Source organism: Streptomyces sp. NPDC060064 (assembly GCF_042736455.1).
In the GTDB taxonomy this organism is placed as follows: Bacteria; Actinomycetota; Actinomycetes; order Streptomycetales; family Streptomycetaceae; genus Streptomyces.
Map to the genome: position 1 here is coordinate 16,938 of NZ_JBHWWF010000010.1, position 23,231 is coordinate 40,168.

Annotated in this window: 22 protein-coding genes and 1 pseudogene; 15 read left to right on the top strand and 8 right to left on the bottom strand. The window is 71.1% G+C overall.

Going from position 1 to position 23,231, the window contains the following annotated elements:
• Positions 1 to 1,204, bottom strand: a 1,204-nt coding sequence (locus ACFWDI_RS14180) for an ice-binding family protein (protein WP_385303801.1), incomplete at its 3' end; no start/stop codon positions are given.
• A gap of 578 nt (positions 1,205 to 1,782) precedes the next feature.
• On the opposite strand from ACFWDI_RS14180, the pseudogene ACFWDI_RS14185 reads away from it, so the two are divergent.
• Together ACFWDI_RS14185 and ACFWDI_RS14190 are read left to right on the top strand one after the other, a co-directional pair.
• Positions 1,783 to 1,929: pseudogene (locus ACFWDI_RS14185) on the top strand (GntR family transcriptional regulator); the annotation flags it as partial.
• 147 nt (positions 1,930 to 2,076) lie between these two features.
• A complete protein-coding gene (locus tag ACFWDI_RS14190; RefSeq protein ID WP_385304080.1) occupies positions 2,077 to 2,682 on the top strand; it encodes a TetR/AcrR family transcriptional regulator in 606 nt (201 codons plus the stop codon).
• 226 nt (positions 2,683 to 2,908) lie between these two features.
• On the opposite strand, the gene ACFWDI_RS14195 is transcribed toward ACFWDI_RS14190, so the two are convergent.
• Both ACFWDI_RS14195 and ACFWDI_RS14200 read right to left on the bottom strand, forming a co-directional pair.
• Entirely contained in the window at positions 2,909 to 3,865 is a 957-nt protein-coding gene (locus ACFWDI_RS14195) for a DeoR/GlpR family DNA-binding transcription regulator (RefSeq protein WP_385303803.1), read from the bottom strand.
• Between the two features lie 175 nt (positions 3,866 to 4,040).
• The gene (locus tag ACFWDI_RS14200; protein WP_385303805.1) at positions 4,041 to 5,480 is read right to left on the bottom strand and encodes an NAD(P)H-quinone dehydrogenase; all 1,440 of its coding nucleotides are present in this window, start codon (positions 5,478 to 5,480) and stop codon (positions 4,041 to 4,043) included.
• Between the two features lie 203 nt (positions 5,481 to 5,683).
• On the opposite strand from ACFWDI_RS14200, the gene ACFWDI_RS14205 reads away from it, so the two are divergent.
• From ACFWDI_RS14205 to ACFWDI_RS14220, 4 genes are all read left to right on the top strand, one after another.
• Positions 5,684 to 6,121 (top strand): gamma-glutamylcyclotransferase, encoded by a 438-nt coding sequence (locus tag ACFWDI_RS14205; RefSeq protein WP_327325688.1) that lies wholly within the window; start codon positions 5,684 to 5,686, stop codon positions 6,119 to 6,121.
• Positions 6,122 to 6,233: 112 nt separating this feature from the next.
• Positions 6,234 to 7,064 carry a purine-nucleoside phosphorylase gene (locus ACFWDI_RS14210; RefSeq protein WP_385303806.1) on the top strand — a complete coding sequence of 277 codons (831 nt, stop codon included), beginning with the start codon at positions 6,234 to 6,236 and terminating at the stop codon, positions 7,062 to 7,064.
• 396 nt (positions 7,065 to 7,460) lie between these two features.
• On the top strand, positions 7,461 to 9,125 hold the full coding sequence (locus ACFWDI_RS14215) for a phospho-sugar mutase (protein WP_385303807.1): 1,665 nt from the start codon (positions 7,461 to 7,463) through the stop codon (positions 9,123 to 9,125).
• 156 nt (positions 9,126 to 9,281) lie between these two features.
• A complete protein-coding gene (locus ACFWDI_RS14220) occupies positions 9,282 to 10,478 on the top strand; it encodes a hypothetical protein (RefSeq protein WP_385303809.1) in 1,197 nt (398 codons plus the stop codon).
• Between the two features lie 171 nt (positions 10,479 to 10,649).
• Here ACFWDI_RS14220 and ACFWDI_RS14225 read toward each other — a convergent pair whose 3' ends face one another.
• Positions 10,650 to 11,285, bottom strand: a complete 636-nt coding sequence (locus tag ACFWDI_RS14225; protein WP_327325685.1) for a PH domain-containing protein — start codon at positions 11,283 to 11,285, stop codon at positions 10,650 to 10,652.
• Between the two features lie 158 nt (positions 11,286 to 11,443).
• On the opposite strand from ACFWDI_RS14225, the gene deoC reads away from it, so the two are divergent.
• The 3 genes from deoC to ACFWDI_RS14240 are packed head-to-tail and all read left to right on the top strand — an operon-like array spanning position 11,444 to position 14,723.
• Positions 11,444 to 12,391, top strand: a complete 948-nt coding sequence (gene deoC / locus ACFWDI_RS14230) for a deoxyribose-phosphate aldolase (RefSeq protein ID WP_327328468.1) — start codon at positions 11,444 to 11,446, stop codon at positions 12,389 to 12,391.
• Positions 12,392 to 12,397: 6 nt separating this feature from the next.
• Complete coding sequence (locus tag ACFWDI_RS14235; RefSeq protein WP_327325684.1) at positions 12,398 to 13,843, top strand: aldehyde dehydrogenase family protein; 1,446 nt, start codon at positions 12,398 to 12,400, stop codon at positions 13,841 to 13,843.
• On the top strand, positions 13,836 to 14,723 hold the full coding sequence (locus ACFWDI_RS14240; RefSeq protein ID WP_385303810.1) for an aldehyde dehydrogenase family protein: 888 nt from the start codon (positions 13,836 to 13,838) through the stop codon (positions 14,721 to 14,723). The genes ACFWDI_RS14235 and ACFWDI_RS14240 overlap by 8 nt, the downstream gene beginning before the upstream one ends.
• 186 nt (positions 14,724 to 14,909) lie before the next feature.
• Here the strand turns inward: ACFWDI_RS14240 and ACFWDI_RS14245 are convergent, their stop codons facing one another.
• Entirely contained in the window at positions 14,910 to 15,299 is a 390-nt protein-coding gene (locus ACFWDI_RS14245; RefSeq protein ID WP_385303811.1) for a hypothetical protein, read from the bottom strand.
• A gap of 56 nt (positions 15,300 to 15,355) precedes the next feature.
• Here ACFWDI_RS14245 and ACFWDI_RS14250 point away from each other — a divergent pair, with 56 nt between their 5' ends.
• Positions 15,356 to 16,060: a uridine kinase gene (locus tag ACFWDI_RS14250; protein ID WP_385303813.1), complete on the top strand. Its 705-nt coding sequence runs from the start codon at positions 15,356 to 15,358 to the stop codon at positions 16,058 to 16,060.
• A 904-nt stretch (positions 16,061 to 16,964) separates the two neighbouring features.
• Here ACFWDI_RS14250 and ACFWDI_RS14255 read toward each other — a convergent pair.
• Positions 16,965 to 17,696, bottom strand: coding sequence for a SigE family RNA polymerase sigma factor (locus ACFWDI_RS14255; protein ID WP_385303815.1), 732 nt, complete (start codon positions 17,694 to 17,696; stop codon positions 16,965 to 16,967).
• A 250-nt stretch (positions 17,697 to 17,946) separates the two neighbouring features.
• Here ACFWDI_RS14255 and afsQ1 point away from each other — a divergent pair, with 250 nt between their 5' ends.
• The 5 genes from afsQ1 to ACFWDI_RS14280 all read left to right on the top strand — a co-directional run bounded on the left by afsQ1 (position 17,947) and on the right by ACFWDI_RS14280 (position 21,867).
• The gene (afsQ1, locus tag ACFWDI_RS14260) at positions 17,947 to 18,624 is read left to right on the top strand and encodes a two-component system response regulator AfsQ1 (protein ID WP_266486879.1); all 678 of its coding nucleotides are present in this window, start codon (positions 17,947 to 17,949) and stop codon (positions 18,622 to 18,624) included.
• Between the two features lie 40 nt (positions 18,625 to 18,664).
• Positions 18,665 to 20,257 carry an ATP-binding protein gene (locus tag ACFWDI_RS14265; RefSeq protein WP_385303816.1) on the top strand — a complete coding sequence of 531 codons (1,593 nt, stop codon included), beginning with the start codon at positions 18,665 to 18,667 and terminating at the stop codon, positions 20,255 to 20,257.
• Positions 20,254 to 20,889 carry a hypothetical protein gene (locus ACFWDI_RS14270; RefSeq protein ID WP_385303817.1) on the top strand — a complete coding sequence of 212 codons (636 nt, stop codon included), beginning with the start codon at positions 20,254 to 20,256 and terminating at the stop codon, positions 20,887 to 20,889. The genes ACFWDI_RS14265 and ACFWDI_RS14270 overlap by 4 nt, the downstream gene beginning before the upstream one ends.
• 115 nt (positions 20,890 to 21,004) lie before the next feature.
• Positions 21,005 to 21,574: a VanZ family protein gene (locus ACFWDI_RS14275; RefSeq protein WP_385303818.1), complete on the top strand. Its 570-nt coding sequence runs from the start codon at positions 21,005 to 21,007 to the stop codon at positions 21,572 to 21,574.
• A gap of 92 nt (positions 21,575 to 21,666) precedes the next feature.
• Positions 21,667 to 21,867 carry a PspC domain-containing protein gene (locus ACFWDI_RS14280; RefSeq protein WP_385303820.1) on the top strand — a complete coding sequence of 67 codons (201 nt, stop codon included), beginning with the start codon at positions 21,667 to 21,669 and terminating at the stop codon, positions 21,865 to 21,867.
• A gap of 49 nt (positions 21,868 to 21,916) precedes the next feature.
• Here the strand turns inward: ACFWDI_RS14280 and ACFWDI_RS14285 are convergent, their stop codons facing one another.
• Complete coding sequence (locus ACFWDI_RS14285; RefSeq protein WP_385303822.1) at positions 21,917 to 22,675, bottom strand: hypothetical protein; 759 nt, start codon at positions 22,673 to 22,675, stop codon at positions 21,917 to 21,919.
• 81 nt (positions 22,676 to 22,756) lie between these two features.
• A complete protein-coding gene (locus ACFWDI_RS14290; RefSeq protein WP_385303823.1) occupies positions 22,757 to 23,158 on the bottom strand; it encodes an ATP-binding protein in 402 nt (133 codons plus the stop codon).
• Positions 23,159 to 23,231 lie beyond the last annotated feature (73 nt).

The window sequence follows — 23,231 nt, forward strand, 5'->3', positions numbered from 1 at the left end:
CCGTCGCACCGTCCGGACCCGTCGTGCCGGTGGGACCCGTCGCTCCTGTCGCACCGTCGAGACCTGTCGCACCCGTCGCACCGTCCGAACCCGTCGCACCCGTCGCACCGTCCGGACCCGTCGCTCCCGTCGCACCGTCCGAACCTGTCGCGCCCGTCGCGCCCGTCGTGCCAGTGACTCCTGTCGCGCCCGTCGCACCCGTCGTGCCGGTGACTCCTGTCGCGCCCGTCGCACCGTCCGGACCCGTCGTGCCGGTGGGACCCGTCGCTCCTGTCGCACCGTCGAGACCTGTCGCACCCGTCGCACCGTCCGAACCCGTCGCGCCGGTGGGACCCGTCGCTCCTGTCGCACCGTCGAGACCTGTCGCGCCGGTGGGACCAGTGGCGCCCGTCGCACCGTCCGGACCCGTCGCGCCGGTGGGACCTGTCGCACCTGTCGCACCGTCCGGACCCGTGGCGCCTGTCGCACCGGTGGGACCCGTCGCACCCGTCGCGCCCGTCGGGCCGACCGCTCCGGTGGGGCCCGCGGGGCCGGCAGGCCCGACAGTGCAGGCTGCCCTGGTGATGTTGTTGGTGTCCAGGGTGACCGCGCCGTTGCGCGCCAGGGTCCGGCCCTCGATCGCAGTGCCGGTCGTGACTGTGATGGACGTCAGGGCCAGGATGTTGCCCTTGAAGAAGGAGCTGGTCCCGAGGGTGGCAGAACTGCCCACCTGCCAGAACACATTGCACGCCTGAGCCCCATTGATGAGGCTGACGTTGCTTGCCGACCCGGTGATCAAGGTGGAGGCCATCTGGAAGATGAAGACGGCGGTGGGGTCCCCCTGCGCATCGAGGGTGACGGTCCCGGTGAGCCCCAGCGAGCTGGTGGAGTTGTAGACGCCAGGCAGCAGCGTCAGCCCGGAGAGGTCTCCCGCCACAGTGGCATCTGGAGCCCGGCCCGCTGCATCGTTGTAGGCGATGACCAGGTCGGCCTTGGCCTGGAGAGCCGCGGCGTTGGCCACGTTCAGAGCGCCGTTGACGATGCCAGGCGGAAATCCCGTCACCGAAGATCCCGGGCTGAGTCCCAGGTCTCCGTTGATGACGCTGGGGCCGGTGTTGGTGACGGTCGAACCGCCCAGCACCGCGTAGCTGGTGTCGGTCCCCAGCGGCACCGGGGCTGCCGCTGCGTACGCGGCGGCAGCGAACAACGTGTTGGTGCTCAGCACGTTCACACCGGACAACACGGCGAAGGTTGCCCTGCGCCAGATGTGTCTGCGCCTGACGGGCACTCGGCCTTTTGCGCGAGGAGTGGTCGGGATGCCAGCCACAGCCATGGAGGGTGGCCTTTCTCGTTCGTGAGGGTTGCGGCTGCTGACCCGTAGTCAGTACGTCGAGGCTACGAAGATCCATCTGCGCCGTGGGGGCTGCGGGAGCGGGGGACCGCAGAGCATGCATGCATCGATTACGCGAGGTGACAAATCATCACTTTATGCTTATCGAGTGCGCAGCTTATGGAAACATAAGATGCAATATGAACCTGAACGCTTGAGGGCTTATTGCCTCTCCGTGCCCCGAACTCCTCCCTCTGGCCCCAGCCGCGAGTAGCTGTGCGTGATGACGATCGCAGTTGGGGACCTTTGTGGTGGTCTGCTCATTGGCCCTGTTGAACGGATCTTGTTCGTGTCAGGGCAGCGAGGAGTCGGGTGTGCGCCCCAAGCTCGCAGCGAATCTGACCGCGCTCATCGACCGGCGCAACCGCGGCCGCCTCGGCGCCGGGGACCACGACGGGTCGACGGGTTGGCGGATGGGCCACCGGGTCGCGCCCGCCATCCAGGGCCCGATTCCCTCGGAAACCGAACTGTGCGAACGGTTCGGAGTGGCGCGAGAGACTGCCCGCCGAGCGGTGCGCATGCTTCGGGCGCGGGGGCCCGCCCGGACCGAATGGGGCCGGGGAAGTTTCGTCGCGGAGCCCGCCCCCGACGACGAGCACGGACAGGGAAGGGACCCTCCGATTTCCCAATGGCATCCTGGACATCGGGGCGGCAGGGAGGACGGCGCGATGGCGACAAGTACGGCGGGCACAGCCGGCGCGACTGGCATGCCTGGTACGACTGGTACGACTGGTACGGCGGCGGGGTCACCGCGACCGATGCGAGCCGACGCGCGCCGCAACTACGAACGACTGCTGACCGAAGCCCGTACCGCCTTCGCGGAGCACGGCACCGACGCCTCCCTCGAGGAGATCGCACGCCGCTCGGGCGTGGGTATCGGCACGCTGTACCGGCACTTCCCCAACCGCCACGCGATGATGAGCGCGGTCTTCCAGGAGGCGCTGGCGTCGCTGCTGCAGCGCTCACGCGAACTGGCTTCGGCCGAACAGCCGTGCGGAGCACTGGTGGAGTGGCTGCGCGCCATCATCACTCATGCGGGTGAGTACCGCGGTCTGGCGCGGGCGCTGCTGTCGGCCTCTCACGACGAGAGTTCGGCGCTGTCGGAGTGCAGCGTGCCGATGCGCGACGCGGGGGAACGGCTGCTGGTGCGGGCGCAGCAGAGCGGTGCGGTGCGGGCGGACGTGTCGATCGGCGACCTGATGCAGCTGACGAACGCGATCGCCCTGGCGGCGGAACAGGATCCGGACGACCCGGAGTTGGCGGACCGGCTGCTGATGCTGACGCTGCGGGGCCTGAAGCCGGACACGACCTGAGCGGCGGGCCGGAGTGGGAGCCGCCGCGGGGGGCCTCTCCCCCACCCGCCCTTCCCGAATACCCGCCCTTCCCGAACCCCGGGCAAGCCCTGGCCCCAGGGCGCCGGCTGCGCGGCGCGATGAGCCCCGCATCCTGCGGAGTCGAGCGATCGGGCGGGCGGGACAAGAACCACGGGGCGCGGGGGCAACCCGCACCGGACCCCCGCCCGCACCCCGCAAAGCTCCCTCAGCGGCGGCGCAGGTCCGCCACCCTTGCTGCCCGTTCACCCGGCGGCTCCGCCGCCAGCGCCGCGCTGCGCAACTGCGGCCCCGGCCCGCCACGCGTACGCCGCTGGCCCGGAAGCGGGACGTCCCGGCGAGGCTGCCGCCCCGTCGGGACGCCGTCACCGCCGGAGCCGGCTCCCGCGCCGGCCACCACGATCTGGACCCCCTGGTCCGCCAGCGCCTGCAGCTCGGTCGCCGCACGGTCGTCATGCGTCGGCGGCTCGTCGGTGACCAGCCGCGTGATCACATCCGTCGGCACCGTCTGGAACATCGTGTCGGTGCCGAGTTTGGTGTGGTCCGCGAGGACCACCACCTCCGCCGCGGCCTGCACCAGCGCCCGGTCGACGCTCGCCGACAGCATGTTGGACGTGGAGAGCCCCCGCTCGGCGGTGAGACCGCTGCCGGAGAGGAAGGCCCGGGAGACCCGCAGCCCCTGCAGGGACTGCTCGGCCCCGCTGCCCACCAGCGCATAGTTCGAGCCGCGCAGCGTCCCGCCGGTCATGACGACTTCGACCCGGTTGGCATGCGCCAGCGCCTGGGCGACCAGCAGGGAATTCGTGACGACGGTCAGTCCGGGGACGCGCGCGAGCCGGCGGGCCAGCTCCTGCGTCGTCGTCCCCGCGCCGACCACAACCGCCTCGCCCTCTTCGACGAGGCCCGCGGCAAGATCGGCGATGGCCGTCTTCTCCGCGGTCGCGGACAGGGATTTCTGCGGAAAGCCGGACTCCCGCGTGAGGCCACCCGGCAGTACCGCACCGCCGTGCCGGCGGTCGAGGAGTCCTTCTGCCTCCAGTGCCCGCACGTCCCGCCGTACGGTCACTTCGGAGGTCTGGACAACGCGGGCGAGCTCACGGAGCGACACGGCCCCGTTGGCGCGCACCATTTCGAGGATCAATTGGCGACGTTCTGCAGCGAACACGAAACTGACAGTAACCTGACCGGCCGATAGTTTTCAGCACTATGCGCCGAATAACAGAAGTTGCGCACACATGTGGCCGCCAAGTGGTATTGGCGGCCACCAAGTTGATCGGTCGGTACGTGGAGGGCCGGGGGTCTTGGGATTTACGCCCGGATCGCGCCTCTTTACGACCGCATCACGCCTCGCCGGTCACCTTGCGGGTGTGCAACTGCCGTGCCACCTCGGCGATCGACCCCGACAGAGAGGGGTACACAGTGAAAGCGTTTGCGATCTGTTCCACCGTCAGGTTGTTGTCGACCGCGATCGAGATGGGATGGATCAGCTCGCTCGCGCGCGGTGAGACGACCACACCGCCGACCACGATTCCGGTACCCGGACGGCAGAAGATCTTGACGAAGCCGTCCCGGATGCCCTGCATCTTCGCGCGCGGGTTGCGCAGCAGCGGCAGCTTGACGACCCGGGCGTCGATCTTGCCGGCGTCCACGTCGGCCTGGCTGTAGCCGACCGTCGCGATCTCCGGGTCGGTGAAGACGTTCGACGAGACGGTCTTCAGGTTCAGCGGCGTCACCGCGTCGCCCAGGAAGTGGTACATCGCGATCCGGCCCTGCATGGCCGCGACCGAGGCGAGCGCGAAGACGCCGGTGACGTCACCGGCCGCGTACACGCCGGGAGCGCTGGTACGGGAGACCTTGTCGGTCCAGATGTGGCCCGAGTCCCTGAGCCGTACGCCCGCCTCCTCCAGGCCCATGCCGGCGGAGTTGGGGATCGCGCCGACCGCCATCAGACAGTGCGTACCGGAGATGACGCGGCCGTCGGAGAGGGTGACCTCGACGCGGTCGCCGACGCGCTTGGCGGCCTCGGCGCGGGAGCGGGCCATCACGTTCATACCGCGGCGGCGGAAGACGTCCTCGAGGACGGCGGCGGCGTCCGGGTCCTCGCCCGGCAGCACGCGGTCGCGGGAGGAGACGAGGGTGACCCGGGAGCCGAGCGCCTGGTACGCGCCGGCGAACTCGGCGCCGGTGACGCCGGAGCCGACCACGATGAGCTCCTCGGGGAGCTCGTCGAGGTCGTACACCTGCGTCCAGTTGAGAATGCGCTCCCCGTCGGGGAGGGCGTCCGGGATCTCGCGCGGGTGGCCGCCGGTCGCGATCAGTACGGCGTCGGCGGTCAGCGTCTCCTCGCTGCCGTCCGCGGCGCGCACGATCACCTGGCGGGAGCCGTCCACGGCCTGGCGCCCGGAGAGCCGGCCGCGGCCGCGCAGCACGCGCGCGCCGGCCCGGGTGACGGAGGCGGTGATGTCGTGGGACTGGGCGAGGGCGAGCCGCTTCACCCGTCGGTTGACCTTGCCGAGGTCGACGCCGACGACCCGGGCGGCCTGCTCGATGTGCGGTGTGTCGTCGGCCACGATGATGCCCAGCTCCTCGTAGGAGGAGTCGAAGGTCGTCATCACCTCGGCCGTCGCGATCAGAGTCTTCGACGGTACGCAGTCGGTCAGCACCGACGCTCCGCCCAAGCCGTCGCAGTCGACGACGGTCACCTCCGCGCCGAGCTGGGCGCCCACCAGGGCAGCCTCATAACCGCCGGGTCCGCCACCGATGATCACGATCCGGGTCACGAAAAAGTCCGCCTCGCATTGTCAATCCCGGCCCGCCTGCCCGCCCGACCGGAGGTCCCGGGGGTGCCCCGGGGGAATGCAGTACGTACCCCATTGTCCCGCACGGTTCAAGTGGCTTCGCCCCCGGGTCTCCGTACGGCCGCAACCGTGTGCGGTTCCGCCGCATGAGCAGCCTCTCCGCCCCCTCCCGTACCCTCGATCCCATGTCGCTCTACGCCGCGTACGCCGGCAACCTCGACGCGCGGCTGATGTCCCGCCGCGCACCGCACTCCCCGCTGCGCGGAACCGGCTGGCTCAACGGCCACCGGCTGACCTTCGGCGGCGAGCAGATGGGCTGGGAAGGCGCGCTGGCCACGATCGTGGAGGCGCCGCGCTCGCAGGTCTTCGTCGCGCTGTACGACATCGCACCCATGGACGAGGACTCCATGGACCGCTGGGAGGGTGTCGGGCTCGACATCTACCGGCGGATGCGGGTCCGCGTCGACACGCTGGACGGCGAGGAGCCGGCCTGGGTGTACGTGCTGAACGGGTACGAGGGCGGGCTGCCGTCGGCGCGGTATCTGGGGGAGCTGGCGGACGCGGCGGATTCGGCGGGGGCGCCGCACGACTATGTGATGGAGCTGCGCAAGCGCCCCTGCTAGTGCGTGGGCAATGGTTCGCACGTTCCTTTGTCGGAAACGACAAGACAACGATCCGAAGACCGTGAGCTGCATCATCTACGCGCGTAGGGAATGACCGGCTACCCTCGTCGGCGTGAACGCATCTGTGAATCCGGACCTCAACGGCGCTACCGCCGACCCCCATGCCGCAGCCGACGCAGCCGCCGCGCGGCTGCGCGAGCTGACCGGCGCCGAGACGCACGACGTAGCCCTGGTGATGGGCTCCGGCTGGGCGCCGGCCGTTGACGCCCTCGGCGCGCCCGAGGCCGAATTCCCGGTCACCGAACTGCCCGGCTTCCCGCCACCGGCGGTCGAGGGCCACGGCGGCAAGATCCGTTCGTACCGGATCGGCGAGAAGCGGGCGCTGGTCTTCCTCGGCCGGACCCACTACTACGAGGGCCGCGGAGTCGCGGCGGTGGCGCACGGAGTGCGTACGGCGGTGGCAGCGGGCTGCAAGACGGTCGTCCTGACGAACGGCTGCGGCGGCCTGCGCGAGGGCATGCGCCCCGGCCAGCCGGTGCTGATCAGCGACCACATCAACCTGACGGCGACGTCGCCGATCATCGGCGCGAACTTCGTGGACCTGACGGACCTGTACTCGCCGCGGCTGCGGGCGCTGTGCAAGGAGGTCGACGCCTCCCTGGAGGAGGGCGTCTACGTCCAGTTCCCCGGCCCGCACTACGAGACGCCGGCGGAGATCAACATGGTCCGCGTGCTCGGCGGAGACCTGGTCGGCATGTCGACGGTCCTCGAGGCGATCGCGGCGCGCGAGGCGGGCGCGGAGGTGCTCGGCATCTCGCTGGTCACGAACCTGGCGGCGGGCCTGACGGGCGAGCCGCTGAACCACGAGGAAGTACTCCAGGCGGGCCGGGACTCGGCGGCGCGGATGGGCGAGCTGCTGACCCGGGTGCTCGACCGCATCTGAGCGGAGAGCGGCTTGTCCCGCCCACCCGCCTGATGTGCGGGTGGGCGGGACTCTCGCACGCCCCCGGACGCCGCGGACGCCCCGGCGGCTTCGCGCGGCGTGTCGGCGGGGGCTGCTCGTGGCTCAGGGGACCGGACAACGACCACGGCATCGGCATCGGCAGGGCGGCGGCTACGGGCCGCAGGGCAGGGTTCTCCGGAACCCACGTCCCCCGAACCGGCCGGCGCACCCAGGAGCGCGCCGGATGCTCCCGTGCTCCCGCACGGGGGAACCGTGCCGCTTCGGTGCCGTGGTTCGCGGGTACAGGACAGCCCCACGGCGCCGCGGCGCCGCAGGGGACGGGGGCGGCCCCCGAAACAATGGGGCGACGGATTACACACGAGAGGCGGACCAACCGTGCAGCAGGACCTCATCGCGCGGGCCAGCGCGTGGCTGGCGGAGGACCCGGACAGTGAGACCCGGGACGAGCTCAGGAAGCTCATCGAGGCCCAGGACCTCGACGAGCTCGCCGTGCGGTTCAGCGGGACGCTGCAGTTCGGGACGGCCGGGCTGCGCGGGGAACTCGGGGCCGGGCCCATGCGGATGAACCGGGCCGTCGTCATCCGGGCCGCCGCCGGGCTCGCCGCGTATCTCAGAGCGAAGGGGCAGGGTGACGGGCTCGTCGTCATCGGATACGACGCCCGCTACAAGTCCGCCGACTTCGCGCGCGACACCGCCGCCGTCATGGTCGGCGCCGGACTCCGCGCCGCCGTGCTGCCGCGCCCGCTGCCGACGCCCGTACTCGCCTTCGCCATAAGGCAGCTGGGCGCCGTCGCCGGCGTCGAGGTCACCGCCAGCCACAACCCGCCGCGCGACAACGGCTACAAGGTCTACCTCGGCGACGGCTCCCAGATCGTGCCGCCCGCCGACGCGGAGATCGCCTCGGAGATCGCGGCCGTGGCGAGTCTCGACGACGTGCCGCGCGCCGAGAGCGGCTGGGACACCCTCGGCGACGAGGTCCTGGACGCCTATCTGGCGCGTACGGACGCCATCTTCACCGCCGGCTCCCCCCGCACCGCCCGCGTCGTCTACACGGCCATGCACGGCGTCGGCAAGGACGTACTGACCGCGGCCTTCGACCGCGCGGGCTTCCCCGCGCCCACCCTGGTACAGGAGCAGGCCGAGCCCGACCCGGCCTTCCCGACCGTCGCGTTCCCCAATCCGGAGGAGCCGGGGGCGATGGATCTCGCCTTCGAGACCGCGCGCCGGGACCGGCCGGACATCGTCATCGCCAACGACCCCGACGCGGACCGGTGCGCCGTCGCCGTTCCCGACGACGCCGCGCCCGGCGGCTGGCGCATGCTCCGCGGCGACGAGGTCGGCGCGCTGCTCGGCGCGCACCTCGTCCACAAGGGAGTGTCCCCGCGGGACGAGAACAGCGCCTTCGCCGAGTCGATCGTGTCCTCGTCCCTGCTGGGACGGATCGCGGAGGCCGCGGGGCTGCCGTACGAGGAGACGCTGACCGGCTTCAAGTGGATCGCCCGCGTGGACGGTCTGCGGTACGGCTACGAGGAGGCGCTCGGCTACTGCGTCGACCCCGAAGGCGTACGCGACAAGGACGGCATCACCGCCGCGCTGCTCGTCGCCGAGCTGGCCTCGGAGCTGAAGGAGCAGGGCCGTACGCTCACCGATCTGCTCGACGACCTCGCCGTCGAGCACGGTCTGCACGCCACCGACCAGCTGTCGGTGCGGGTCGAGGATCTGAGCATCATCGCGAACGCGATGCGGGCGCTGCGCGAGCAGCCGCCGGCCGTGCTCGCCGGGCTGCAGGTCGTCACCGCCGAGGACCTGAACCGCGGTACGGACAAGCTGCCGCCCACGGACGGGCTGCGCTACTACCTCGACGGCGAGTTCACGGCCCGCGTCATCGTCCGCCCGAGCGGCACCGAGCCCAAGCTCAAGTGCTACCTGGAGGTCGTGGTGCCGGTCGCGGACGCGTCGGAGCTCGTCACCGCGCGGGAGCGGGCCGCGGAGGTCCTCGCCGGGATCAAGCGGGATCTCGCAGCGGCCGCGGGGATCTGACCGTCGGCCGGCTGCCCGTACGACCGTCGGCACGCCCGCCCTCGACCGTCCGCACGGGTGAATCTCGTACGGAGTTGAGGCAGTGGCACCCGCTCCCCGGGACCCTCCGGGAAATGGTGACCCGGTAGCGCGTACCGAGTTCCAGGAGCTGCCGCTGTGTCCCCCGCCGCGACCGTTCGGCCCACCGTCCCCGCCTCCCGCCGGCCACCGGCCCCGGGAGGCGGTGACGCGACCGGCGTACGGGACCGGCTGCGGCGCGCACTGCGGCGGGCCGCGCCCGCGCTGCTCGGCTATCTCGCCGTGCGGCTGTGCGGTCTTCTGGTCCTCGCCAGGTGGGTGCATCTCAAGCACCACGGTGTCTGGCCGACGCTCGCCACGTCCTGGGACTCCGGCTGGTACCTGGGCATCGCCGACCATGGGTACGCCGACGCCCTCGGCACCCAGTTCAACGCCAACAACCTGGCCTTCTTCCCGCTCTATCCGGTCCTGATCAAGGCCGTCGCCGGTGTCACACCCGGCTCGCGCGCCACGGTCGCACTCGTCCTCGCGGTCGTGTTCTCGTTCGTCGCGGCGTGGGGCATCTTCGCGGTGGGCGACCGGCTGCACGGGCGCCGGGCGGGCACCGTGCTCACCGTGCTGTGGGGTGTGCTGCCCGTAGCGATCGTCCAGTGGATGGGCTACACGGAGTCGATGTTCACGGCGCTCGCGGCGTGGGCGCTGTACGCGGTGCTCACCGGGCGCTGGCTGTGGGCGGCTTCGCTCGCCTCGCTCGCCGGGCTGACGCGGCCGACGGGCATCGCCGTCGCGGCCGCCGTGTCGGTGGCCGCGCTGCTGCCGTCCTGCCGCGGGAACCGGCGGGCGCTCGTGGGGGCGCTGGTCGCGCCGCTGGGGTGGCTGGCGTATGTCGCGTGGGTGGGGTTCCGCGTGGGGCGGCCCGACGGCTACTTCGCCGTACAGAAGCTGTGGCGCAACGAGTGGGACGGCGGCGCGACGACGCTGCTGCGGCTGCGGCAGTACCTGGTGTACATGACGCGTCCTCAGCTCTTTCTGGTGATCGTGTCGTTGATGCTGATCGTGTCGGTCGGGCTGTATCTGCTCTGTCTGGCCGACCGGCAGCCGCCGGCGCTGCTCGTCTTCACGGGCGTGCTGCTGCTGGTCGTCCTGGGCAGCGGCGGGGTCTACTTCCCGCGCACACGCTTTCTGCTGCCGGGCTTCCCGCTGCTGCTGCCGATCGCGCTGGCACTGGCCAGGGCACGGCGGACAGCGGTGGTCGCGGTGGTGCTGGGCACGTCGACGCTGTCGTCGGCGTGGCTGGGGGCGTACATGCTGCTGGTGTGGAAGGGCCCGCCCTGATCGTCGCGGTCGCCCGTGCGTCAGATGTCTCGGAGGCGCTGCGCGGCCTCGGGTGACACCGTGCGGCCCAGGGCTCGAGGGCTCGGAGCCTCAGGGCCTCGGAGGCTCGGAGGCTCGGAGGCTCGGAGGCTCGGAGGCTCGGGGGCTCGGGGGCTCGGGGCCTCAGGGGCGTCAGCCGATGGCCAGCAGCACCGCGAGCAGCACGGCCCCGGCCACGGCCGGCGCCACCGCCTCGTACGCCCAGCGGACCTGCGGCTCGCCCTGCGCACCCGGCCGCGACGCATTGCGCTCGGCCAGCTCGCGCAGATCCGCGACCGTCCGGTCGGCGGGAGCCAGCCGCGCCTGGGAGTCGTTGACGTCGGCCGACACGGAGGTCCGGCCGTGCGGATCGTCGTGGGCGTTCTGCATCTGCCGGCGCGAGACCCGCTTGCGCTGGCGCAGCGAGACAGGGATGGCCCAGAGCTGGTACTTCGTACCCTCCTGCGTGAAGATCTCGCTGGAGTACCCGGCGCGCACATCGGCAACGGCCGCCCACGGCAGGGTGATCGTCCGGAACGGATTCCTGATGCGCACCCGGTCCTCGTTGACGAAGACCGCGGGCCGCAGCGTGAACGCGACGATGAGCGGCACCGCCAGCAGCGCACCGGCGAGCGCGAGCCACGGCGTCCGGCCCTCGCCGCGGATGAGCGCGTCCACGGTGATCCAGGCGATGAGCGCGAGCAGCAACACCCCGCCCCCCATACCGGCGGGCGACCGGAAGACCCGGTCGGCGTACGTGGGCTCGGCGGGCTGCTGCGGGCTACTCATGTCTCCGATTCTGCCGTACGCCTGCGGCGGCACTTCCGGTACGGGTCGTGCCACACTTCCCGTACAGGTCGTGCCCGCCGTGAAGCCACCATCGAGCGGCCGCTGACCTGGCCCCCTGTACAGGTCGCTACGCGCGTAGATATGCTCATCTGGTGACCATGCCCACCACCCCACCCGCATTCGCTGACGTGACCGCGTCCGACAGCACACTGCGCCGCTTCCTCCATGGCCTGCCCGGCGTCGACGCCGTCGGCCTGGAGGCCCGCGCCGCAGGGCTCGGCACGCGTTCGATCAAGGCCACGGCCAAGGCGTTCGCCATTGACCTGGCCATCTCGATGATCGACCTGACGACGCTCGAGGGTGCGGACACCCCGGGCAAGGTCCGGTCGCTCGCCGCCAAGGCCGTCCATCCCGACCCCACCGACCGTACGACCCCGACGACCGCCGCGGTCTGCGTCTATCCCGATATGGCAGCCATCGCCAAGGAGGCCCTGCGGGGCTCCGGCGTCAAGGTCGCCTCCGTCGCCACCGCCTTCCCGGCCGGCCGCGCCGCGCTCGACGTGAAGCTCGCGGACACCCGTGACGCCGTCGCCGCCGGAGCCGACGAGATCGACATGGTGATCGACCGGGGAGCCTTCCTCTCCGGCCGCTATCTGAAGGTCTACGAGGAGATCCTCGCCGTGAAGGAGGCCGCGGGCGCCGCCCGGCTGAAGGTCATCTTCGAGACCGGCGAGCTCTCCACGTACGACAACATCCGCCGCGCCTCCTGGCTCGGCATGATCGCCGGCGCGGACTTCATCAAGACCTCGACCGGCAAGGTGGCGGTGAACGCCACCCCGGCGAACACCCTGCTGATGCTGGAGGCCGTGCGCGACTTCCGGGAGCAGACTGGAGTGCAGGTCGGCGTGAAGCCTGCGGGCGGCATCCGTACCAGCAAGGACGCGATCAAGTTCCTGGTGCTGGTCAACGAGACCGCCGGCGCGGACTGGCTGGACAACCACTGGTTCCGCTTCGGCGCCTCGAGCCTGCTCAACGACCTGCTGATGCAGCGTCAGAAGCTGGCCACCGGCCGCTACTCCGGCCCCGACTACGTGACGGTGGACTGAGACCCCATGACCATGGACAAGCAGATTTTTGAGTACGCGCCCGCGCCCGAGTCGCGGTCGATCGTCGACATCGCACCGTCGTACGGCCTCTTCATCGACGGCGAGTTCACCGACGCCGCGGACGGCAAGGTCTTCAAGACCGTCTCGCCGAGCACCGAGGAGGTGCTCGCCGAGGTCGCCCGGGCCGGCGCCGAGGACGTGGACCGCGCCGTGAAGGCGGCCCGCAAGGCGTTCGAGAAGTGGTCGGCGCTGCCCGGCTCGGAGCGGTCCAAGTACCTGTTCCGTATCGCGCGGATCATCCAGGAGCGCTCGCGCGAGCTGGCCGTCCTGGAGACGCTCGACAACGGCAAGCCGATCAAGGAGACCCGCGACGCGGACCTGCCGCTGGTCGCCGCGCACTTCTTCTACTACGCGGGCTGGGCCGACAAGCTCGGCCACGCCGGCTACGGCGCGAACCCGCAGCCGCTCGGCGTCGCGGGCCAGGTCATCCCCTGGAACTTCCCGCTCCTCATGCTCGCGTGGAAGATCGCCCCGGCGCTCGCGGCGGGCAACACGGTCGTCCTGAAGCCCGCCGAGACGACCCCTCTCTCCGCCCTCTTCTTCGCGGACATCTGCCGCCAGGCGGGCCTGCCGAAGGGTGTCGTCAACATCCTTCCTGGTTACGGAGAGACGGGCGCCGCGCTCGTCGCGCACCCCGACGTCAACAAGGTCGCCTTCACCGGCTCGACCGCCGTCGGCAAGGCGATCGCCCGCCAGATCGCCGGCACCGACAAGAAGGTCACGCTGGAACTGGGCGGCAAGGGCGCGAACATCGTCTTCGACGACGCCCCGATCGACCAGGCCGTCGAGGGCATCGTCGGCGGCATCTTCTTCAACCAGGGCCAGGTCTGCTGCGCGGGCTCGCGCCTGCTGGTCCAGGAGTCGATCCAGGACGAGCTGCTCGACTCCCTCAAGCGCCGGCTGTCCACGCTGCGCCTCGGCGACCCGCTGGACAAGAACACCGACATCGGCGCGATCAACTCCGCGGAGCAGCTGGCCCGGATCACGGCGCTGACCGAGAAGGGCGAGGCGGAGGGCGCCGAGCGCTGGTCCGCGCCCTGCGAGCTGCCGAGCTCCGGCTACTGGTTCGCTCCGACGCTCTTCACCGGCGTCACGCAGGCGCACACGATCGCGCGCGACGAGATCTTCGGCCCGGTGCTGTCCGTGCTGTCGTTCCGTACGCCGGACGAGGCGGTCGCCAAGGCCAACAACAGCCAGTACGGCCTGTCGGCCGGCATCTGGACGGAGAAGGGCTCCCGCATCCTGGCGGTGGCGAGCAAGCTCCGCGCGGGTGTGGTGTGGGCCAACACCTTCAACAAGTTCGACCCGACCTCGCCGTTCGGCGGTTACAAGGAGTCGGGCTTCGGCCGCGAGGGCGGCCGTCACGGTCTGGAGGCCTACCTCGATGTCTGACGGGCGACTGAGCGTCTTCAAGACCTACAAGCTGTACGTCGGGGGCAAGTTCCCCCGGAGCGAGAGCGGCCGGGTGTACGAGGTGACGGACTCCAAGGGCAAGTGGCTGGCCAACGCGCCTCTCTCGTCCCGCAAGGACGCGCGTGACGCGGTCGTCGCGGCCCGCAAGGCGTTCGGCGGCTGGTCGGGCGCGACCGCGTACAACCGGGGCCAGATCCTCTACCGCATCGCGGAGATGCTGGAGGGCCGGCGCGAGCAGTTCACCGCCGAGGTCGCGGCCGCCGAGGGCCTGTCCAAGTCCAAGGCCGCGGCCGTCGTCGACGCGGCGATCGACCGCTGGGTCTGGTACGCGGGCTGGACGGACAAGATCGGCCAGATCGTGGGCGGGGCGAACCCGGTCGCCGGCCCGTTCTTCAACCTCTCGACGCCGGAGCCGACGGGCGTCGTGACCATCGTCGCGCCGCAGGAGTCGTCCTTCCTGGGCCTGGTCTCGGTGATCGCCCCGGTGATCGCGACGGGCAACACCGCGATCGTGGTGGCGAGCGAGAAGGCCCCGCTCCCCGCGCTCTCGCTCGGCGAGGTGCTGGCCACTTCGGACCTCCCGGGCGGCGTGGTCAACGTCCTCTCCGGCCGGACCGAGGAGATCGCGACCCCGCTCGCCGCGCACCAGGACGTCAACGCGATCGACCTGACCGGGGCCGGTGAAGTCCTCGCGAAGGAGCTGGAGATCGCGGCGGCGGACAACCTCAAGCGCGTTCTCCGTCCACAGCCTGTGGATTTCTCTGCCGATCCGGGCACGCACCGGCTGACGGCCTTCCTGGAGACGAAGACGGTCTGGCACCCGACGGGCTCGCTCGGCGCGTCCGGTTCGGCGTACTGACCCGACCCCTCCCATGGCCGGGCCCCCTGCCGTCCCGTCCGGCGGCAGGGGGCTCCTTCATGCCTGGCCTTCATGCCTGGCCTTCATGCCTGGCCTTCATGCCTGGCCTTCATGCCTGGCCTTCAAGCCTCGGCTGCATGCGTTGGCTGCACGCGCTCGCTGCATGCGCCGGCGGCCGGCCTCGACTCAGGACGGCAGCGCCCCCGCGGCGCGCTTCGCCACCGGCAGGTCCTTGAGCGCGGCGCCGTCCGCCAGGGGCCCGGTGACCGCTTCCGTGGCGACCGGGTTGAAGTCGGCGACCTGGGTGGACACGTTGTTGTCCAGCGGGTTGACGCCGGTCTTGGCCAGCGGGTTGAGCTGAAGGCTCTTGACCTGCCCGACTCCGGTCACCGAATTCGTGACCATGCCGGCCAGCGACCGGCCCTGCCCCTTGTCGACCGTGTCGTGCCCCGCGGGCGCCATCGGCGCCGCTTGAGCGGCACCGCCCGCACCGAGGACCGCGGCCACCGCCGCGACCGTCATACCTGCGCGAAGCAGGGCGATCCGCCGGGACTGGGGAGCTGTGTGACGTGCCATGGGTTTCGATTCCTTGCTGAATGAGTAATCGGACGAGCACGTAGCGTAGTTGAGATGTGGCGCTCAATACCAACCTCCGCCCCGAGGGGTCCCCTTCAAGGGGCAATGCCTCACACTGGTGTCCCGTGAGCTCTTCCCCCATCCCCACCCGTGTTGTGCTTCTTACGGGCCCCTCAGGTTCCGGAAAGTCCTCCCTCGCCGCCCGCACCGGCCTGCCGGTGCTGCGCCTGGACGACTTCTACAAAGAGGGCGACGACCCGACGTTGCCGCTGGTCGAGGGCAGTACGGACATCGACTGGGACTCACCGCTGTCGTGGGACGCGGACGCGGCGGTGGCGGCGATCGTGGAGCTGTGCGGTACGGGACGTACAACGGTCCCCGTGTACGACATCGCGACGAGCTCCCGCATCGACCGGGAGTCGCTCGACATCGACCGCACGCCGCTGTTCGTGGCGGAGGGCATTTTCGCGGCGGACATCGTCGGGCGGTGCCAGGACTTGGGCGTACTGGCGGACGCGCTGTGCCTGCGCGGCCGCCCGTCGACGACGTTCCGCCGCCGGCTGGCGCGGGATCTGCGCGAGGGCCGCAAGTCGGTGGGTTTCCTGCTGCGGCGGGGCTGGCGCCTGATGCGCGCGGAACGCGGCATCGTGGCGCGCCAGACGGAGTTGGGCGCGCACCCGTGCGGCAAGGCGGAGGCGCTGGGCCGCCTCGCGGCGGCCGCGGCGGGCCGCCGGACGCCTGCGGCGCGGACGTTGGCGTAGCGGCCGGGGGCTCTTCCCCACCCACCCGCCCATGAAAAGTGGAGGTACGGAGTACCCCCACGCCCCCGGCGGCAGGCGGCAGCTTCGCGCCGCGGCCTGCCTGTGGGTGACCGCGACCAGGGGGCCTGGTGGCACCACACCATCGGCGGAAGGCGACAACTCCGCGCCGCGGCACACCCCCGAGTGACGGCGACGCCGGCTCTGGCGCCCCCGGCCCGGTCCCGCCGCGGCCCGCCTGCAGCCGAAAAGACCAGCGCGGCACGGGACACGACGTACACGGCGGTGTGCAGCAGACTGGTGAACGTCGGCGGCGACGGGCCGGGGGACGCCACACCCCAGCGCACCACGGCCGCTCCGCGCGGCGGCACACCCGCGGGTGACCGAGACGAGCAAGCCTGACGCCCCCACGCTCCCGCGGCACGCGGCCCCTTCCCGCCGCGGCCCGCCTGCGGCCGGAAGAGACCAGCGCGGCACGGGACCCGGACGCACGTGCAGCAGACTGGTCAACGTCGGCGGCGACGGGCCGGGGGACGCCACACCCCAGCGCACCACGGCCGCTCCGCGCGGCGGCACACCCGCGGGCGACCGAGACGAGCAAGCCTGACGCCCCCACGCTCCCGCGGCACGCGGCCCCTTCCCGCCGCGGCCCGCCTGCCACCGGAGGAGACCAGCGCGGCAGGGGCCCGGCGGCACCGCACCGTCGAGGCCTCTGCACGCGGCCGCTCGAAAGCCGCCGACTGCCGGGTCACCGCAAACAGAGAAAAGCGGGGCCGGACAAGACCCCCCGGCCTGTCCGGTCCCGCTGTGTTTCCCCCGTTGACCCAGGTCGGTCCCCCGTGACCCCCGTGGATCCCCCGATCCCGCCGTCTCCCCCGAAACGGCGGCCCCGTTCCCCCCGTTACCCTCAGGCCACCAGCTCGCCGAAGGACTCTTCCTCGTCACGGCCGAAGCTGAGGACCTCGTCCTCACGCAGCCGGCGGAGCGACCGCCAGATGCTCGACTTCACCGTGCCGACACTTATGCCCAGGATCTCCGCGATCTCCGGGTCCGTGCGGCCCTCGTAGTAACGGAGGACCAGCATCGTCCGCTGGAGCTCGGGAAGCCTGGCCAGCGCCTGCCAGAGCACCGCGCGCAGTTCCGTACCCCGCATCGCGTCGGTGTCGCTCGCCGTCTCCGGCAGCTCCTCCGTCGGGTACTCGTTGAGCTTGCGCCGGCGCCAGGCGCTGATGTGCAGGTTGGTCATGGTGCGGCGCAGATAGCCCCCGACCGCCGCCTTGTCGCTGATCCTGTCCCAGGCCCGGTATGTCGAGAAGAGGGCGCTCTGCAGCAGATCCTCCGCCTCGAACCGGTCACCGGTCAGGTGGTAAGCGGTCGCGTACAGGGAGGCGCGGCGTTCCTGTACGTAGGCGGTGAACTCCGCCTCCGACAGGTTCGTCCGCTCCCCCGCCTCCCGGTACGCCTCCCCGCCACCCCCCACAGGTGCGTCAACCACCGTCATGTACGACGGCTTGTGCTGACGCCCGACGCTGCGAACGCACCCCCGCCCGTTCACCGCGCCGGACTTCTCCGTGCTCCGCACGACGTCGTGGAGACGCGTGACAACTGCGCTTGAGGTGGTGCTGTGCAGTGCGTTCATCTCGCGCCCCCCGTCGAGTGGAGTCTGTTTCCGTCCGTGTGCCAAGAAGCTTGCCCAGGCAGTTTCATGGCGGTGTCCGCCGACTGTCACAGGCGCGTCACAAGCCCCGCCGGGGCGGTCCCTGAGGCAGCCGGAAGGCGGTCGGAAATCGTTTACGAAAGGGCTTGCACGGCCTGCCACAAGGGGAGGAGTCGTGTGAGAGCTCACCAACTGTCGAACTCCGGCTCCCCCATGGGTCAGAATGACCTCCGTGCCCTTCCTGTTGCTGATCGAGGACGACGACGCCATCCGCACGGCCCTCGAACTTTCCCTGTCACGCCAGGGCCACCGAGTGGCCACCGCGGCGACGGGAGAGGACGGCCTGAAGCTGCTCCGCGAGCAGCGGCCGGACCTGATCGTGCTGGATGTGATGCTGCCCGGGATCGACGGTTTCGAGGTGTGCCGGCGGATCAGGCGCACCGACCAGCTGCCGATCATCCTGCTGACCGCACGCAGCGACGACATCGATGTGGTCGTGGGCCTTGAGTCGGGCGCGGACGACTATGTCGTGAAGCCCGTCCAGGGCCGTGTGCTGGACGCCCGTATCCGCGCGGTGCTGCGGCGCGGTGAGCGCGAGTCAACCGACTCGGCGAGCTTCGGCTCACTGGTGATCGACCGCTCCGCGATGACGGTCACCAAGAACGGCGAGGATCTTCAGCTCACGCCGACCGAGCTGCGGCTGCTGCTCGAGCTCAGCCGACGGCCCGGACAGGCCCTGTCGCGGCAGCAACTGCTGCGGCTGGTCTGGGAGCACGACTACCTCGGTGACTCACGGCTGGTGGACGCGTGTGTGCAGCGGCTCCGGGCGAAGGTCGAGGACGTGCCGTCCTCGCCGACCCTGATCCGTACGGTGCGTGGCGTGGGCTACCGGCTGGACGTCCCGCAGTGAGCTGTCTGCGCGCCGCGACCCCCACGGACGGAACACCTAGGTGACCAGTGCCGCCAAGCGCGCGATGCTCGCCGGACTCCGCTGGACGAGCCTGAGGCTCCGCCTTGTCGTCGTCTTCGCGCTGGTCGCGCTGACCGCCGCCGTGTCCGCCTCGGGCATCGCGTACTGGCTCAACCGCGAAGCCGTGCTGACCCGTACCCAGGACGCGGCGCTCGGCGACTTCCGGCAGGAGATGCAGAACCGGGCGGCGGCGCTGCCGCTGCGTCCGACGCAGAACGAACTGCAGAAGACAGCCGAGCAGATGGCGGGCGGCGGTGACGGCTACAGCGTGCTGCTCATCGGCGAGCGCGCCAAGGGCAAGCCGATCGTCGGTACGTCCGACCCGGACACCTTCACGCTCGACGACGTACCGGCGAGGCTGCAGGAAGCGGTGGCCCAGCGGCAGGACGTCGGGGCCGGCAACTCCGTCCCGTACCACCTGTACTGGCAGCGCACCGAGCGCCGCGGCATGCCGTATCTCGTCGGCGGCACCAGGATCATCGGCGGCGGGCCGACCGGCTATGTCTTCAAGTCGCTGGACCAGGAGCGTCAGGACCTCAACTCGCTCGCCTGGTCGCTGGCGATCGCCACCGGGCTCGCCCTCGTCGGCTCGGCGCTGCTCGCGCAGGCCGCCGCCACGACCGTGCTCAAGCCCGTGCACCGGCTGGGTGAGGCCGCGCGGCGGCTCGGCGAGGGCAAGCTCGACACCCGGCTGCGGGTCTCGGGCACGGACGAACTGGCCGAGCTGGCAAGGACGTTCAACAAGACCGCGGAGTCGCTGGAGAAGAAGGTCGCGGACATGAGCGCACGGGAGGAGTCCAGCCGTCGCTTCGTCGCCGACATGTCGCACGAGCTGCGCACCCCGCTGACCGCGCTCACCGCCGTCACCGAGGTGCTCGAGGACGAGGCCGACAGCCTCGACCCGATGATCGCGCCCGCCGTGAACCTGGTGGTGAGCGAGACCCGGCGGCTGGGCGATCTGGTGGAGAACCTGATGGAGGTGACCCGCTTCGACGCGGGCACGGCCAGACTCGTACTGGACACGGTGGACGTCGCCGACCAGGTCACCGCATGCATCGACGCGCGCGCCTGGCTGGACGCGGTGGATCTGGACGCCGAGCGCGGGATCATCGCGCTGCTCGATCCGCGCCGGCTCGATGTGATCCTGGCCAATCTGATCGGCAACGCGCTCAAGCACGGCGGCTCGCCGGTACGGGTGTCGGTGCGGCCGGTCGACCACGAGCTGTTGATCGAGGTACGGGACCACGGCCCCGGTATCCCCGAGGACGTACTGCCGCATGTCTTCGACCGCTTCTACAAGGCGAGCGCCTCCCGGCCGCGCTCCGAGGGCAGCGGGCTGGGCTTGTCGATCGCGATGGAGAACGCCCATATCCACGGCGGCGACATCACCGCGGCCAACTCCGCGGACGGGGACGGTGCGGTGTTCGTACTGCGGCTGCCGCGCGACGCCTCGTCGCTGAGGGACGGCGACGGTCACGGCGGCACGGACCCGGACGCCGTCACGGACCCGGACGCCGTCGAGGACGTGGACCGGGGCCGCACCGACGGCCGCGGAGAGGAAGGCACGCAGTGACGCCCAAGAGGTACACCAGGCGGGCGGCAGCCTCACTCGCCGTACTCGCGGGCGTCGTCGTGCTCGGCGGCTGCGGGATCAGGACCACCCAGGTACCGGTCGACGCGGGGCCCGCGCCCTCGCGGGTGCCCTGCGAGGTGAGCGGGGAGAACATCACCCCCCAGGCGCAGCAGCAGGGCATCCCGGTCCGCGTCTACCTGGTCTGCGCCTCGCAGCTGGAGTCCGTGGACCGTACGGCGCAGGTCCCCGAGAAGAAGGCCGTCGACAGCCGCGTACAGGTCGCGCAGGCGCTCCTCGACGAACTCGAGAAGGAGCCCTCGTCCCCGGAGCACGAGGCCGGCTTCGCCACGTACGTACGCGGACCGCTGGCCCTGACAGGTGCGCGCGAGGGCGATCCCGCGGGCACCCTGCGCCTGAGCCGCCAGCCGGAGGATCTGCCGATGCCGGCGCTGGCCCAGATCGTCTGCACCTTCGCGGAGAGCAGGGCCGCCGCCACGGGCGGTTCGGTGCTGCTGGGCGGGCCCGGGGAGTACGCGCCCCGGGCGTACCAGTGCTCCGCCGGGATCAAGGAGCGGCCGGACGAGGCCGTACCGACGCTCAGCGCGCTCCCGTCGTCACCCGCCGCTCCCTGAGCCTCGTTCCGATCCGGTTCCGGAGCGGGGTTCCGGAGCGGGGTCCGGAGCCACTTCCGCTTCCTCTTTGGAAGCTCGCGGAACCGATCCCGGGGAAGCGTGCGTCTTGGGGGGCGTGCAGCGTCAAGGTTCGGGCGGCAGTGCCGCCATCCGCTTCCGCGCGGCGGGGGTCATCCTCCTCCTCGCGCATCTGCTGCTCGTTTCCTGGCTGACGCTGCGCCCACTGGATGTGGTGTGGGTGACGGCCGCGAATCTCGAGCCGCTCGCCGGGATCAAGGCGGATCTGGCCATGGGCGCTGTGGAAGCCGCGCGCCGGATCGGCGAAGGCCTGCTGCTGCTGGCCCCGCTCGGCATACTGCTGCCGATGGCGGGCGGCCGGCTCACCGTCTCTCCGCTGGCATCGCTTGTCCGTACGGTCGCGGCCGGCGCGCTGCTGTCGCTCGGCATCGAACTGCTCCAGACCGGGGTGCCCGGACAGGTCGTCGATGTGGACTCCCTGCTGCTGAACACGGCCGGGGTCGCGCTGGCCCACCTGGTCTTCGTGCCCGCGGGCCGCGCCCGGCTCCGCCGCAGGCAGGGGCGGCCGGCCACCGGCTCCATCCGGCAGCGGCACGGTGCCCTGCTGCGGGACGAGGCGTCTCAGGGGCCGACCCCGACGATTCCAAGGGTCGGGATCGCACCGTAGAGCGACGCTTCGACCCCCTTCGCGAAGCCACCATGGATGCATCGGGAGCACAACGGAGATGCTCCCCGAAGGTTCTCGTGAAGGAGCCCACCATGGCCGCACTTGTCCGCCCCCGAGACGGACGCATGATCGGTGGAGTGTGCACGGCGCTGGCACGGCGCTTCGGCACTTCCGCGACCGCGATGCGTGTGATCTTCCTGCTCTCATGTCTGCTGCCCGGCCCGCAGTTCCTGCTCTACCTGGCGCTGTGGGTGCTGCTGCCGTCCGAGAAGACCGCCAGCACGGCCTGGTAGTACGGCGGCACCGCCCGGTCGTACGCCGACACCGCCCGGTCGTACGCAGTCAGCCGGCAAGCACCTGGACGACCTTCGCCAGCTGTTTGTCGGCGACCTCCTGGGGGACGCGCGGCGGTGTGCGCCGCGCGAGGTCCAGCGCCATGAAACGCGCCACGGTCGCTCCCTTACGGACCACGACCAGATGGATCGGGGCCACGGCGCCCTCATTCGTTCCGACGGTGGTCCAGCTGATCGTCTCGTCGGCGCCGCGAGTGGTGAAGGCCGCGGCCTTCACCTCGCGGTAGGCGCCACTGCGGCCCTCGAGGGTCGCGCCGAAGCCCCCGGCGCACGCCGCCACCGCCGACTTGAGTCCGGCCATCAGCTTTCCGGCGTCGGCCTCGCTGTACGAACTGAGCGACGCGGACACCGCGAGCCCGAGATTCTTGAGGGAGCCAAGGCCGCGGTTGACGGTGTGGGTGGCCTGCGGGCTCGGTCTGTCGCCCATGGCGTCGGCGAGCGGCTGGCACTGCGACTTGTCGGCGGCGGGCTGGCCCGAGGGCGCGAGCGCACTCTTTCCGGAGGACACCTGGAACCCGTCCAGATCGCCGGTGGCCAGTGCGGCCCGCTCCAACTGCTGCCGGTTGAGCGGCGCGGACGCATCGCTGCCACCGCTTCCACCACCGCCTTTGCCCGTATCGGCACCCGTGGACGCAGGCGTGTCCCTGTCCTTGGCGGGCCCCCCGTCGTCGCCACTCGTACAGGCCGTGGCGAGCAGGAGCACGGGGACGGTGACAAGGGCGGTCAGCCCTGCGGTCTTGACGCGCATGGCCGCGATCCTGGCACAGGCGAAGTGGGCGTACACCCGATTCGGGTGTACGCCCACTCTTGTGTACGGAGCCGGTGTACGTCAGCCGATGCCGGGCAGACCGCCACTGGTCGGCAGGCCACCACTGGTCGGCAGACCGCCGCCGGTCGGCAGACCTCCGACGAGCGGGAGACCGCCCAGCAGCTTGGCGACCGGGTCGTCGGCCTTGTCGGCGGTCAGCAGCTTCTTCGCTGACTTCGTGGACTTCTGGGCGGTGGTGGGCAGCGTGGTCGTGCCGTTCGCGAGCGCGGTCCGACTGGCGGCCAGCGACTCGGGGGCGCCCGCCGGAAGCTTGGTGAGCGCGTCCTGGACCGGCAGGACGCCGGTGACGGAGTCGGGGACGGAAGCGGGGGCGGGGGCGGCGACGGCCGTGCCGGCGGCGACAGCGGCGAAGGCAGCGCCGACGACGGCGACACCAAGAGTCTTGGCAGCAGACTGCTTCATCAGGGATGAGTCCTTGGGACGGGGATTCTGAGCGACTCTGCAAGCTAGCCACGCTCACCCAAGGCCGCAAATG

Coding starts and splice junctions, on each gene's coding strand:
- ACFWDI_RS14190 (WP_385304080.1), top strand. CDS start 2,077: ATGCCTGGTACGACTGGTACGACTGGTACGGCGGCGGGGTCACCGCGA.
- ACFWDI_RS14205 (WP_327325688.1), top strand. CDS start 5,684: ATGTCGCTCTACGCCGCGTACGCCGGCAACCTCGACGCGCGGCTGATG.
- ACFWDI_RS14225 (WP_327325685.1), bottom strand. CDS start 11,285: ATGAGTAGCCCGCAGCAGCCCGCCGAGCCCACGTACGCCGACCGGGTC.
- deoC (WP_327328468.1), top strand. CDS start 11,444: ATGCCCACCACCCCACCCGCATTCGCTGACGTGACCGCGTCCGACAGC.
- ACFWDI_RS14235 (WP_327325684.1), top strand. CDS start 12,398: ATGACCATGGACAAGCAGATTTTTGAGTACGCGCCCGCGCCCGAGTCG.
- ACFWDI_RS14240 (WP_385303810.1), top strand. CDS start 13,836: ATGTCTGACGGGCGACTGAGCGTCTTCAAGACCTACAAGCTGTACGTC.
- ACFWDI_RS14245 (WP_385303811.1), bottom strand. CDS start 15,299: ATGGCACGTCACACAGCTCCCCAGTCCCGGCGGATCGCCCTGCTTCGC.
- ACFWDI_RS14255 (WP_385303815.1), bottom strand. CDS start 17,696: ATGAACGCACTGCACAGCACCACCTCAAGCGCAGTTGTCACGCGTCTC.
- ACFWDI_RS14280 (WP_385303820.1), top strand. CDS start 21,667: ATGGCCGCACTTGTCCGCCCCCGAGACGGACGCATGATCGGTGGAGTG.
- ACFWDI_RS14285 (WP_385303822.1), bottom strand. CDS start 22,675: ATGCGCGTCAAGACCGCAGGGCTGACCGCCCTTGTCACCGTCCCCGTG.
- ACFWDI_RS14290 (WP_385303823.1), bottom strand. CDS start 23,158: ATGAAGCAGTCTGCTGCCAAGACTCTTGGTGTCGCCGTCGTCGGCGCT.